The 12,216-nt window shown below is 30.7% G+C and carries 15 protein-coding genes; 7 read left to right on the top strand and 8 right to left on the bottom strand.

Translation table 11 applies throughout. The features are described 5' to 3' along the window. From BED47_RS22395 to BED47_RS22375, 5 genes are all read right to left on the bottom strand, one after another. Positions 1–876, bottom strand: a complete 876-nt coding sequence (locus tag BED47_RS22395; RefSeq protein WP_069035531.1) for a LysR family transcriptional regulator — start codon at positions 874–876, stop codon at positions 1–3. Positions 877–987: 111 nt separating this feature from the next. Beyond that, the gene (cbpB, locus tag BED47_RS22390; protein WP_069035530.1) at positions 988–1,434 is read right to left on the bottom strand and encodes a cyclic-di-AMP-binding protein CbpB; all 447 of its coding nucleotides are present in this window, start codon (positions 1,432–1,434) and stop codon (positions 988–990) included. 295 nt (positions 1,435–1,729) lie between these two features. Next, positions 1,730–1,921, bottom strand: a complete 192-nt coding sequence (gene abbA / locus BED47_RS22385; RefSeq protein ID WP_069035529.1) for an antirepressor AbbA — start codon at positions 1,919–1,921, stop codon at positions 1,730–1,732. A gap of 53 nt (positions 1,922–1,974) precedes the next feature. Beyond that, positions 1,975–2,448 carry a ribonuclease H-like YkuK family protein gene (locus tag BED47_RS22380; RefSeq protein ID WP_387324921.1) on the bottom strand — a complete coding sequence of 158 codons (474 nt, stop codon included), beginning with the start codon at positions 2,446–2,448 and terminating at the stop codon, positions 1,975–1,977. Between the two features lie 177 nt (positions 2,449–2,625). Continuing rightward, positions 2,626–2,862: a YkuJ family protein gene (locus tag BED47_RS22375; protein WP_056474223.1), complete on the bottom strand. Its 237-nt coding sequence runs from the start codon at positions 2,860–2,862 to the stop codon at positions 2,626–2,628. 251 nt (positions 2,863–3,113) lie between these two features. On the opposite strand from BED47_RS22375, the gene BED47_RS22370 reads away from it, so the two are divergent. Further along, positions 3,114–3,347, top strand: a complete 234-nt coding sequence (locus BED47_RS22370) for a glutaredoxin domain-containing protein (RefSeq protein WP_025568652.1) — start codon at positions 3,114–3,116, stop codon at positions 3,345–3,347. 514 nt (positions 3,348–3,861) lie between these two features. Then, positions 3,862–4,593, top strand: a complete 732-nt coding sequence (locus BED47_RS22365; protein WP_069035528.1) for a class I SAM-dependent methyltransferase — start codon at positions 3,862–3,864, stop codon at positions 4,591–4,593. A gap of 70 nt (positions 4,594–4,663) precedes the next feature. Here BED47_RS22365 and BED47_RS22360 read toward each other — a convergent pair whose 3' ends face one another. Further along, positions 4,664–5,878, bottom strand: coding sequence for an EAL domain-containing protein (locus BED47_RS22360; protein ID WP_025568650.1), 1,215 nt, complete (start codon positions 5,876–5,878; stop codon positions 4,664–4,666). A 13-nt stretch (positions 5,879–5,891) separates the two neighbouring features. After that, positions 5,892–6,656: a 2,4-dienoyl-CoA reductase gene (gene fadH, locus BED47_RS22355; RefSeq protein WP_025568649.1), complete on the bottom strand. Its 765-nt coding sequence runs from the start codon at positions 6,654–6,656 to the stop codon at positions 5,892–5,894. 121 nt (positions 6,657–6,777) lie between these two features. Here fadH and BED47_RS22350 point away from each other — a divergent pair, with 121 nt between their 5' ends. From BED47_RS22350 to BED47_RS22330, 5 genes are all read left to right on the top strand, one after another. Next, entirely contained in the window at positions 6,778–7,611 is an 834-nt protein-coding gene (locus tag BED47_RS22350; protein WP_025568648.1) for a metallophosphoesterase, read from the top strand. 130 nt (positions 7,612–7,741) lie between these two features. Further along, positions 7,742–8,110, top strand: coding sequence for a hypothetical protein (locus tag BED47_RS24600; protein ID WP_025568647.1), 369 nt, complete (start codon positions 7,742–7,744; stop codon positions 8,108–8,110). Positions 8,111–8,253: 143 nt separating this feature from the next. Next, on the top strand, positions 8,254–8,793 hold the full coding sequence (locus BED47_RS22340) for a YkyB family protein (RefSeq protein ID WP_025568646.1): 540 nt from the start codon (positions 8,254–8,256) through the stop codon (positions 8,791–8,793). A gap of 194 nt (positions 8,794–8,987) precedes the next feature. Then, a complete protein-coding gene (locus BED47_RS22335; protein WP_025568645.1) occupies positions 8,988–9,251 on the top strand; it encodes a phage holin in 264 nt (87 codons plus the stop codon). A gap of 281 nt (positions 9,252–9,532) precedes the next feature. Then, positions 9,533–10,813: a DUF3967 domain-containing protein gene (locus tag BED47_RS22330; RefSeq protein ID WP_069035527.1), complete on the top strand. Its 1,281-nt coding sequence runs from the start codon at positions 9,533–9,535 to the stop codon at positions 10,811–10,813. Positions 10,814–10,907: 94 nt separating this feature from the next. Here BED47_RS22330 and BED47_RS22325 read toward each other — a convergent pair whose 3' ends face one another. Then, positions 10,908–12,212 (bottom strand): sensor histidine kinase, encoded by a 1,305-nt coding sequence (locus tag BED47_RS22325; protein WP_025568643.1) that lies wholly within the window; start codon positions 12,210–12,212, stop codon positions 10,908–10,910. Positions 12,213–12,216 lie beyond the last annotated feature (4 nt).

The raw sequence follows: 12,216 nt of genomic DNA, 5'->3' as shown, positions 1-12,216 counted from the left end.
TTAATCTTTATTTTTTTTTCGAATTGATTCTATAAATCCTTCTACTTGTTTTAATTTCATCGCATCTCGATTATAAAGTAAGTATGTATCGCGATATAACCCTGATTGTTCTTTTGTAATTAAAGGTGTTTTTATAATATTTTCATCACTTACATCATGTAATACAGAGGAAGGTAAGATCGCAAAGCCTAGTCCATTCAATACAAATTGCTTACATGTCTCAATTTGATCGACCACAATTTCATGTTTTGGTAATGAATTAAAATGCTCATACCACCATGACTGGATTAGCTGATAGTAATTTGAATTACTTTTAAACTGAATAAATGGTCTTTGTATAGTTTTATATTCCTCAAGACTATGTTTTTTTGTATCAACTAATAATAATTCATCAGAAAACAGTAATTCCTTCTCTCCAAACCAATTTTGGTTTCCTCGTACAATTGCTAGATGAACTTCATTTTCATATAAGCGATTTGTGATTTCACTACTCCAACCGGTAAAAAGTGAAACTTGTACTTCTGGATAGCTTGACACATATTTTTTTAAAACTGGTGGTAACCAGTATTGCGCAACAACAGATGAAACGGCAATCTTTAAAGTACCCGAAATATCGGATTTTAAAATTTGTAACTGCTCTAACATTGTTTGATACGTTTCTTCCATCTTTTTCGCATAGTTTAAGATGATTTCTCCAGAGGCAGTAATAATCAATCCTTTTTGAGAACGAATAAACAATTCACTACCCATCTGCTTCTCTAAATTTTGTAGCCTTTGACTTAAGGCTGGTTGAGAAACAAACAGCCTCTCTGCTGCCTTCCTCATATTCTTCTCTTCAGATAAAGTAATTATTAGACGTATATCATCAATTTGCACATAATCCCCCCTTGCCCTTAAACCTAAAAGAATTAGACCTTTCAACACTTCTTAAAAAAAACCAATACTAAAAAAGCAAGTCAATTTGATGATGACTTACTTTTTTATTCGTTAATGCTTATTATATCTTCTAACATTTTTATTCAATTGTTTTAAAATCGCTCTACGAGTTAATATACCTTCAAAAGTATTATTAGCATCAACCACACATACAAAAGGATGATCAACTACAGATTCAAGCCCCTTAGCGAGTGTATCAGTTGTTTTTAATAATGGTATTTCAGTACCCATTACCTCTTCAACTTTCATATTACTTAAACGTTCAAATTCGATTCTTTCTAATCCAAGTATTCCATCTAATATCATAGATGTACTAATTAAACCTAACAACTGAAACTTTGGATTTAACACTGGAATTGAAGAATACCCAGATTTTGTAAGTACTAATAACGCATGCTCCAAACTATTACCTATTTGGACATGAGCTACTTTTTCACTTGAAATAATGACTTCTTCTACTTTATGTTCAAAAAATTGTGAACCATCAATACTAATCAAAAACATCGTCCCCCAATAGAAAAGCAAAAGTATTTAAAAATGGTAGAAATTATCTATTCATAAATAAACATCAAATAAATACACATACAACTTTGCTAATCAACTGTATAGAAAAAATTCTATACACTATTTTATTCGATTAAGGACTATGTCCCCATCCCTATATTATCAGATTTGTAACCCCTTTCCAATTTAACTTTTCTTAAAAATTTACTTATTTAACTATAACTATTCAAAAAACAAAAAAACGTTTAGATAAATAATTTATTATCTAAACGTTCATCTATATTTGTCTTCATAATCCTAAATCCCTTAACTTTTGATATAAATGTATTAATCTTTCGTATTGATCCTCGCCCGCATCCATTAAACCACTTTCTATATCAGTTATCTGTGATGAAATGAGTTCAATTGCATAATTTTGTTTCATCACTGTGTCCACCAATAAAGACAATTCATCTTCTGTGAAATTTTGTTCACTTAGCATCCATCATCCCTCCTAATCCTCATTTTAATCAATGTTTATTTAGTTTAAACTTCTTATTTTGTAAATTTATTTGCATAGCTAAATGCTGTATAAGAATCAGGTTTTATCTTAGGAATGATGCCCATTGCACTTACTTTAGATGTCATTTCTTGTATAAACTCTTTCGTTAACCCCATCGTACCAATATCCAGATGAATCTCAAAACTAAAATTATTCGAATTAGCATTTTCATGAAGAGGACTAAAAATTTTTTCTAAATGAAAAGGTGATAATAAAAAAGCTATTTCCTGACTATACATCGTTTCTAGAAATATTTTCTCTTTTAAATTTCGGATTTTCTTGTGATGCCAACAAGTATGTAAACATCCCCAAGCTCCATTACCTACCCTATGCAAATGAAGTGCTGTAATAAACTTAGTTCCATTACTATGAACCTGAGAATCTGTCCCAATGGAAAGTCGATATTGTTTATTAGGATCACTTTTTACAAAATGATATAGCCGATCAACTACATGATCAAAACTCATATTTCTTTCACTTACATTGTAAAATCGATACTGATCTTTATTCACGTATATGACCTCCCTTTTCATAACAATACATAATAATGTATTCATTAAGAATTGGGATTAGCACGACCTTACTATTTTGTAATAAAATATTTAAAAAAAAGAAAAAACAAGCTAAGCTTGTTTTTTCTTTTCTTATGAAATAATTTCGTATATTTCAATTGCTACCATATCGATATTATCGAATGGGAACGTTTGTGGTTTTTCACCTTGTTGAAATACTTCTAATTCAAATGTTTCATTTTTCTCAGAATACTTTACGCTACACTTTCTTTCGCCGTTAACTTCAAAATATCTTTGAGCAACCTCACCGTTCGTAGCTTGTTGTTTTAAACTTTCTAAGCGTTCTAAAATTCCTAATAATAAAGACATATTAGAACTCCTTTCTACCATGTGTCATTCCCTAAATATAGGTTTTACTTTCTTACAATTTCTATCCAAAAAACTTCTGATAGATTTCAGCTATGTAAGTGTCCATTAATAAGAATACTTGTATTTCAATATAAATTCAAGAAAAATAGTCGTTTCAACTAAAAAACAAATTTCTTTATATACTATATTTTTCTATGTCATAATAGTTTTATACAAATGCTTTAAGAAAAAATAAAAAAGGATGTCGTTTTATGAAAATCGAATTATTCACACAAGATGGATGCCCTCCTTGTGAATTTTTGAAAAATTATTTAAAAGAAATGAATGCTTCTTATATTGAATATAACGTATCACAAGATGAAAGTGCTAAAAAAAGAATGATGTTTGAGTTAGATTCATACTCAACACCTACTTTAATAATTGATGATGAAGTTATTAGAGGCGTTCAGATGGAGCAAATTGAAGCAGCATTACAAAAACGTTAATCTACTACCTATTAACTCACTTCTCACATTAAAAACACCTAAATGAACATTCATTTAGGTGTTTTTTATCAATCTATACTACATATGGTTTTAGGATTGTTTCAAGGACTTGTCCACAAAATAGTTTCTCTTTTACCCAACTCCTATAAAATGAAAAACAAAAAACATGACGGACGATGCGAAAAGAACTTTCGAAATAAGTCCTCTCAAATAAAATCCTCCTCAGTCTGAACTTTTACTAATCGTATCATTATTATATTGAAATTTACTATACGAATCGTTCTTATCTTTTTTACATTAGTTGACAGAGAAAAACACTACTTTTAATTAATATAGGCTTTTATATATGTATTCGTCGATTTTTGATTGAGATCACTAAAACTCTATGCTCCAAATCAACATTATTTCTAGGTAATTTCTCCCTTTATCTAGATCAAATTTAATGGTAAAGTTAGATAATTTGTGTCAACTTTTCAATTTTTTAAAAATTTATGAACGGTTAGGGAGTGTTTTTATGGAGTATCGTGGTTCAACGGTTTACAATCAAGACGATTTTTTTTCAGAATACATTCGACGAAAGAATAGAGAAGATAGTCCTAACAATGCAATCGAAGGACCAATCATCAGTGAACTAATAGGGAATGTTGATCGAAAAAACGTATTAGATTTAGGTTGTGGTGACGCATCCTTCGGTAAGGAACTTCTACTACTTGGAGCTAAAACCTATACAGGTATCGAGGGATCAGAGCACATGATTAATGCTGCATTGACCAATTTAATGGATACAGTAGGGACCATCCATCATACCTCAATCGAGGATTATCATTTTCCTCCGAATTCATTTGAACTTGTCACTTCTAGATTTGCACTACACTATATTTCAAATATTGAGCTTGTATTTCAAAAAATATTTAACAGCTTAAAAGAAAACGGCCATTTTATATTTAGTGTACAACATCCATTAACTACTGCCCCCTTTTTAAGCAAACTCTCAGGAGATCGACGCGAAAATTGGATTGTAGACGATTACTTTCGAACTGGCGAAAGAAAGGAACCATGGATGAAGAAAGTAGTGGTCAAATACCATCGAACAATTGAACAATATTTTAATCTTTTAAAAAAAACTGGGTTCCAGATCGATCAATTACATGAAGGTACTCCAAAACAAATACATTTTAAAAGCGAAGAAGAGTTTATAAGAAGACAAAGAATACCAATCGTACTTGTTTTTTCTTGTTTTAAATAGACTAAGCATAAAAAATGACTGTCATTGTTTAGCGACAGTCATTTTCTGATTAAATCTTATAAGAGAGTCACTAAAAAAGTAACTCATTATGTTTAAATAAAAAATCATAACTTAAGTCAATATATAAATAGCTTCCATTGTTCATTGGATAAGAAAACGTTCGAATTTTTTCACCTGTTTCAATATCTCTGTATATATCTGATAATTGTCCCTGATCATTTGATTGCATTTTCAAAACGGTTTCTAAAAAATACGGCCTCCAGCTCCAGTTTCTACCTTTATACTTTTCTTGAAGCTCCCACTGCTCACCATTAATTTTAAACAAGTTCGCTGATTGCTGAAAACCATCCTCATCACAAATATACATCCTAAAACAAAAGGAATTTAATTCACTTGATATATTAATTAAAAATGAATTTAAATCCACTCCTAATTTAAATTTATTAATAGTCGATTCGACTTTTTGTTGTATTAAATTAGTCATATCTCTTAGCGCAATTAATTTGTTCTTTTCGCCTCGAATATATTTTAAGATATCATTTTTTAATGGCTCACATTCATGATTTAATTGACGAATTGATGGTTGAGGTATAAACAAGTAAGCACCTTGATAAAATCTTCCACCATTCTTCCATGCATTTCTTAATTGAATTGAATCGATTATTCCATCGTAATACATCGATGCCCCTACTTTTCTTGCCACATAAATTACGGAATTTAACAAATCTTGAAATGATGATGTATGAAGTTGTTGAACCATTTTAAAATCGATTTTAATGATATCAGGAGATAAAAACCGAAGTTTCTCTAAGTTAATTAACTTCTCATTTACGCTATTAATCGCAAATTTAATACCATAAGTTTGATAATATGTAATTAAATTTTTTAGTTCTTTCTCAAAACCATAAAAAAGTTGATGTTGAAGTATAATGACAATTTTATTTAGTTGTATTCCCTTTTCTTCATATGATTGTAAAATCGCTAAAAGATTTTCCGGGTCATCTGAAAGAAGTGCTGAAGGGTGACGATTAATAAAAATACCACCTTCGAATTTAGATTGTACAACTTCATCGAGAGCTTGAATTAATATATGATTGTCAACCTCTAATAAGTAGTCATCTGGCACCAAATCATTTGCAAAGAAGAATTCAAGGCTGTGTAAATTTTCAAGTTTTAGTCTACCAACAACCTCTACTCCTACACAATTTTGTGTATCGGCTCCATATATTGGTTGAAAATATGGTACGACTTTATCTAAGTTACTTATTACGTCTAAAGGATCCATTTTGAACCTCCTTCTAGAATGGGTATTGATGTAAGGACTGTCCTCCATCCATTGTAAAACAAGAACCATTAATATAACCAGCCTCATTTGAAAATAAATATGCACAAAGTCCCGCTATTTCTTCTGGAGTACCCAAACGGCCTAGTGGTACACTTTGAATTGTGCGGTTTTCTAATTCCTCAGAAAGCCATAGTTTAGCTGCTCCACCTGTACGTTCAATAGGTCCAGGAGCAATCGCATTGACTCTAATTCCATATTTTCTCCCCCACTCAACTGCTAAAGTTCTAGTCATAGCAAGAACTCCAGCTTTAGCTGATGCAGAGTGAATGACTCCAGGACCCGCATCCCAAGCATATGTAGCAATTATATTTGTGATCGCACCTTTAATTTTATGTTGTATCATATACCTTCCTACTTCAGAACTACAATAAAAGGTTCCATTTAAAACGATATTTATAACCGTGTTCCAACCGTTTACAGACAAATCCTCTGCAGCACAAATAAAATTACCAGCCGCATTATTTACTAAGAAGTCTATCGTTCCAAATGTTTGATCAACTTCATTTACCATATTTTTAATTAATTCAGGATCCCGAACATCCATAGCTATTGGTAATACTTGACCATCAAATTGTTCAATTTCTTCTTTTGCATTATTTAATTTTTCTAAATCTCTTCCGGCAATGACCACTCTTGCACCATCCTTTGCAAAGCGCATAGCCATTGCTTTCCCCATTCCACTAGAGCCACCAGTAACGATCACAACCTTATCCTTCACTCGTATCACTCCCTTTGTGTCTATAGTTTAACAACATTTTGTTATTTTGAGAATATTTTTAACAATTAAACTATTTAATATAATATGCAGTATTTATTTCTTTAAAAAGGTCGGGGGACAATTGAAAATAAAACTTACATCATTTTTTTTACTATTAATTTGTACAATCTATTATTCAGTCTATGTTGAGCCAACATCAATTCGAACTAAGCATTTAATATTTTCAGACAATCGGTTAAATTCAAATACTACTATTAAATTAATCCAAATCTCTGATACTCACTTTAATAATAAAAAAGATATAGAACGATTTAAAAAGGTAATAAAAAATATAAACCAAATGAAGCCTGATTTTATTCTATTTACTGGGGATTTGGTTAGTGATATACGAAAGTTTTCTTACAAGAATGAAGTTATTCGGCTTTTAAAAGAACTTAATCCAAAAATAGGAAAGCTTGCAATATACGGTAACCATGATCATGGAGGTTATTTTACTGAACAATACGAAGAGCTGTTAACCGAAAGTAATTTTATATTATTAAAAAACGAAGAAAAAACTTATTACGTTCAAAAACAAAAAGTTTCATTTATCGGTCTCGATGATTATATGCTAGGAAACAAACAATATAATGACATTTTAGATCGAATTCAAAAAAATAGTTATACGGTTGTTCTAGCACATGAACCTGACATTGCCGATTTGACGAAAACCTATCCGATAAATCTTCAGCTCTCTGGCCATAGCCATGGCGGACAAATCTATTTACCTTTATATAAGTCCTTTATAATGCCTCCATACGCAAAGAAATATAACCGAGGTGTTTACACCCTATCAAGTAAATATAATAGTCATTTAGTCGTTTCAAATGGAATTGGAACAACTAAACTACCAATTCGCCTATTTACACCACCTGAAATAGTATCAATTGAAATTACTGGCCAAAATAAAAAGTAAAAATGATCAGTAAATATAATTTCTCGACACCTCACCCATACTAGGTTGGTTACCTATTTTTATGGGTACTTGCTCAATTATTTTAGTACTCCATACACTAATATTGAAGACAAGAGAGGAGGTTAAATACATGAATTATCAATATCACCCTAATTTAAATCATTATTATAGAGAAGATCATGCTCCATCCTACTACTTTGATCATAACGAACAACGCTTTGTTCCTTTTTTCCCAATTTTGCCAATAATAGGAGGATTAGCGGGATTAGCAGGCGGATTCGCGTTAGGAGCACTAGCGTTTAGACCACCTTATTATCCGCCATATGGACAATTCCCACCATATCCAGCATATCCTCCATACGGTGGTGGTTTCGGTGGCGGCTTCGGTGGTGGGTACCCTGGATACCAACAACCTTACCCACCTGTAAATCCTGGTGCTTTTTTACCTAATAATGCAGGATTAAATTCGCCAGGTAACATAGGACCCTATCCATACTAATTAAAAAAAGCTAGTCGTATTAATGAATATTATTTCGATTAGCTTTTTATTATATAACCACTTCTTTAGATTTGATTTGAAAAATTTTAAACTAAAGATATAATATACTCATATCTATTATTTTTCGGAGGTAACATAGAAGCATGAAATCGAAAGAACCTAGCCTGAATAAACTAAATTTTACAAATGAAGAAATTTTTCAGGCAATATTTGTTGTAAATAAACATGCTAAAACAGCACTTGAACCAAGTGAACTATATTCACTAAAAAGACAAGCTATCTTAAAGCTTATTGATAAAGGTATTGCTAAGAAAGTTGGATTACATTTTTCAAATAATCCCAAGTCAAGTAAACAACAATCTGATGTGTTGATTGCTTGTGGAGATTTTTTCTTTCATATACCACCTTTAAAAGAAGACTTTAAACTTCTCCCGCATTTAGGAATATTAGAAAATACTCATCGTAACCCAAAAGTATCCATGTCATTAAGCTATGCCAAAAAAATACTTCATCATTTCTTAGGTATTCAAAACGTTAAATCTGAAAACCATTTCAAAAACGGATCTAACTACCGAAGAAATACCCCAGGGCAATTTTTAAGAGCTTCTTCATTTCTAAATAACTCTACATTTACTTTTCCGAGTGAACCAATTCGTAAAAATAAAGGTAAGCAAGAGAAATAAGCTGAAACAATCATTACTAAATAACATTAATATAGATTAAATGGGAAGATTAAAAGACCTTTTAAAATGGGTTTATAATCCTTCCCTTTTTTATTTGAATGTACGGAAATTCTTTATTTACCTCTCATATTTTAGTAGATTTGTCTCACCTATCGTTTGAGACAAACATACTATATGAATAGGGGGTGATTGATATGTTCGGTAATAATAACTTACAAGATATTATTCGTTATGTTGCTGGGTTCTTATTTGCACTTCAATTGTTACTAAATTCTTTTGGGTTTAAATTCCTAAATAATGAACAAATTGATGCTGTAATTAATGTAATTTCATTCCTTTTTATTTTATACTTCGGTGCTAAGCATAATTATTTAGGTAAAAAAGGACAAGCTCAAAAGGCTGTACTTCAAGAAGCAGGATTAGAAAAAACAAATAAGCAGACAAATTCGGATCAATAGATTACTTTATGTCTACTTTTTGATAGATTAGATTACAAATTTAAAGATTTGATTTGAGAGTGATTAAACATTGAGTCACTCTCAATTTTTTAGTCGAATTTATGCTACTTTTTAAGTAATATTTTCTATTTTTCACTATTTTTCCTCATATATTGATTTTAATTTTAGTAATCATATGGACTTTGTTATACATTGTAGAATTATTTTAAGTAGATTAGGTAGGAAAAATTTAACTTTATATTGAATGTTCTAAAAACACATATTTTTCAGGAGGATATCAAATGTCAGTAATTTTTACAAGTAAAGACATTTCAAAGAAATTAAAAATAGGTAAATCACGTGTAAGAGAGATTAGTAAGGAACTAGAAAAGAAAGAATATCATTTTACAAAGAACCAAGATACTAGGATCTATAATCAAAATGATTTTGAATTATTTCAAATGATTATTAAAGAGTACCACGAAAATGAAAATCTTTTACAATCAGTTGAATATGCTTTAAATTACCAGTCTCTTCAAAGTCAAACTGAAGTTCATGTAATTGAAACAACTACAATTGAGAATGAAATGACAGAAAATATCACCCCGAATATTCCTCTAGAAAATAACATACATAAAAATTTTGACATGAAGAATGACATCGAATTAATTGAAGTAAATAAGAATGATATTGTTGAAGATGTAAATACCCAAATTGAAACAGTTGATTCAGAATTAATTCAACATTCACTAATACTAGAAGAAGCAGCTTTAGAAGCGTCTGTATTCCAAGCAGAACAAATCGAAGTCGTAGAGAATAGTCAAATAACTTCACAAGATACAAAGCATATTGAAGAATCACTTTCTCAACTAGAAACAATTGATGAATGCGTAATGGAGCAACCTTTTTCACAAGATACTGAGAAGTTTGAAGACCAATTAGAAATAATTGAAGAAGTCGTAATAAAGCAATCGTTACAAAAAGAAGAGCATGTTACAGTTTCTGGTCCTTTAACAAATCAATCAGATCAAAATTCTGAGGATGAAGAAGTCCAAGAATATCGTTTTGAAGAAATGACTGTTGAACAAGTACTCGAAGAAAATAAAAAACTACCTGATGAAGTAGTTCTTTCAAAGTTTAATGAATCAAACGTAGTAACGGAACCAATCGTTTCAAAAGAGAATGTTACTACTTTTGTACCGACAAATTCTAATCAAATTATGTTTGAAGAGTTTATGTCCCAAATTACGAATCTAGCGTATCAAAATGAACAAATCCTAACTCAAAATCAAACATTAATCAAACAGAACTTAGAGAAGGATCAAAAGTTAGAAAAAATATTATATTCAGTTGAAGAAAAAAGTGAAGAGCTGCAAGGGTTAGCAACAGTAATTGAAGAAAAAGATGAAAAATTAGAGCAAATGTTTGAAGAAATTAAATCAAAAGAATCTGGTCGAGATGCTCAATTAATGAGGATGATTAGAGAATTACAGGAAACAAAGAAGATGGTAGCTGCCTCAAAGGAAAGAGACTGGAAAAATGCAATTAAATCACTCTTTTTTAAACCTAAGTCTGTAAAATAATTCGTTTATTATTTAGCACTTTTACTACATTATGAAAATGAAAGATTTTTAGTTTGAAAAGAGAAGGGAATTTTCCCTTCTCTTTATTCTTTCATTATACCTCTTCACTCTGTTCTTGATGATAAGCTGGTAAGACAATATGAACTTCAGTTCCTTTGCCTTCTTCACTTAAATACTCAATCGTTCCCTTATGAGCTTCAATAATACTAAAAGTAACCATTAGTCCTAGACCTGTTCCTTTTTCTTTTAAAGAATAAAAAGGTTGTCCTAAACGATCCAATTGTGCTTTTGACATACCTACTCCATTATCTTTCACAACAATTCGTATGTACTCTCGATCTCTTTCTTTCTCAATATTTGCTTCAATTTTAATATAGCCTTTCGTGTCCTTTATAGCTTCTACACCATTTTTTAGAACATTAATGATTGCTTGTTTAAGCTTAGCGCGATCTCCGACAGTATACATATCCTCATTTACATTTACTTGTAAGAAAGCACCCTGTAGTGAGGCGTAACTTGACATTAATGTTGTTACTTCATTCAGCTGTTCTGTCATATTGATTATTTTCTTTTCCTCAATTTGAGGTCTAGCTAAGTTTAAATAATCTGAAATGATATTTTCAGCTCGGTCTAGTTCAGCTAATACAAGTTTCATATATTCTCTATTCGTTCCACTTTCTTGATTCTCAATTAACTGAATGAAACCCCTTACAACCGTTAATGGATTTCTCACTTCATGAGCTACACTCGCCGCAAGTTCACTCACCATATTTAATTTCTCTGATTTCTGCATTTGTACGCGAATTTCAGCATTTTCAAATAAAAACTCTCTTAAATAAACATGAAACAGCATTGTAATTGTTAAAACAGTAAAAAATATGCACGCCGAAAAAATTGTTTGATCTGATTGGTACTCTTTTATACCATTTACCGTTGCTTCATAATAAAGCAAACAGACCATACTGAACGAAAATAAAATTGGCATTAAAATACTTAAAGCAAATTTCTTCCTTTTAGAAAAACTAACCCAATGTGGTGAAACAATAAATGGTAAGATACACGAAATCACTTCAAATGGAAAAGATTTCAAAGATGCTAAACCATATAGCAAATACACAAAAATTGCTTTCGTTAAAATAATAATCGTTCCGATCAATCTTCCACCATATAAAATAGATGAATAGATTAATAAAATACTAAAAGTAATAGCCATGCTTTCACTAATGTGAATTGGGTAAAGCAAGCAAATAAAAATATTAAAAAAAGTTAGCAATCCAACTAATATTCTATTTTGTTTCGGGCTTGTATTGTGGTATCTACTAAGCCAGAACATTTCGTATAAAAAGACCGGAATGATTATGATTGCAAATTGAATTAATAAATCTTTTAATTGCAGCATTAAA

It is taken from the genome of Gottfriedia luciferensis (assembly GCF_001712755.1).
Classification (GTDB): Bacteria; Bacillota; Bacilli; order Bacillales; family Bacillaceae_G; genus Gottfriedia; species Gottfriedia luciferensis_B.
The sequence above is the reverse complement of the archived record's forward strand: the minus strand, read 5'-3'. Positions and strand labels throughout refer to the sequence as shown.

What these genes read in the sequence shown, in the direction of transcription:
- abbA (WP_069035529.1), bottom strand. Translation starts at nt 1,921, where the DNA reads ATGCTAAGTGAACAAAATTTCACAGAAGATGAATTGTCTTTATTGGTG.
- BED47_RS22380 (WP_387324921.1), bottom strand. Translation starts at nt 2,448, where the DNA reads ATGAGTTTTGATCATGTAGTTGATCGGCTATATCATTTTGTAAAAAGT.
- BED47_RS22375 (WP_056474223.1), bottom strand. Translation starts at nt 2,862, where the DNA reads ATGTCTTTATTATTAGGAATTTTAGAACGCTTAGAAAGTTTAAAACAA.
- BED47_RS22370 (WP_025568652.1), top strand. Translation starts at nt 3,114, where the DNA reads ATGAAAATCGAATTATTCACACAAGATGGATGCCCTCCTTGTGAATTT.
- BED47_RS22365 (WP_069035528.1), top strand. Translation starts at nt 3,862, where the DNA reads ATGGAGTATCGTGGTTCAACGGTTTACAATCAAGACGATTTTTTTTCA.
- BED47_RS22360 (WP_025568650.1), bottom strand. Translation starts at nt 5,878, where the DNA reads ATGGATCCTTTAGACGTAATAAGTAACTTAGATAAAGTCGTACCATAT.
- BED47_RS24600 (WP_025568647.1), top strand. Translation starts at nt 7,742, where the DNA reads ATGAATTATCAATATCACCCTAATTTAAATCATTATTATAGAGAAGAT.
- BED47_RS22340 (WP_025568646.1), top strand. Translation starts at nt 8,254, where the DNA reads ATGAAATCGAAAGAACCTAGCCTGAATAAACTAAATTTTACAAATGAA.
- BED47_RS22335 (WP_025568645.1), top strand. Translation starts at nt 8,988, where the DNA reads ATGTTCGGTAATAATAACTTACAAGATATTATTCGTTATGTTGCTGGG.
- BED47_RS22330 (WP_069035527.1), top strand. Translation starts at nt 9,533, where the DNA reads ATGTCAGTAATTTTTACAAGTAAAGACATTTCAAAGAAATTAAAAATA.
- BED47_RS22325 (WP_025568643.1), bottom strand. Translation starts at nt 12,212, where the DNA reads ATGCTGCAATTAAAAGATTTATTAATTCAATTTGCAATCATAATCATT.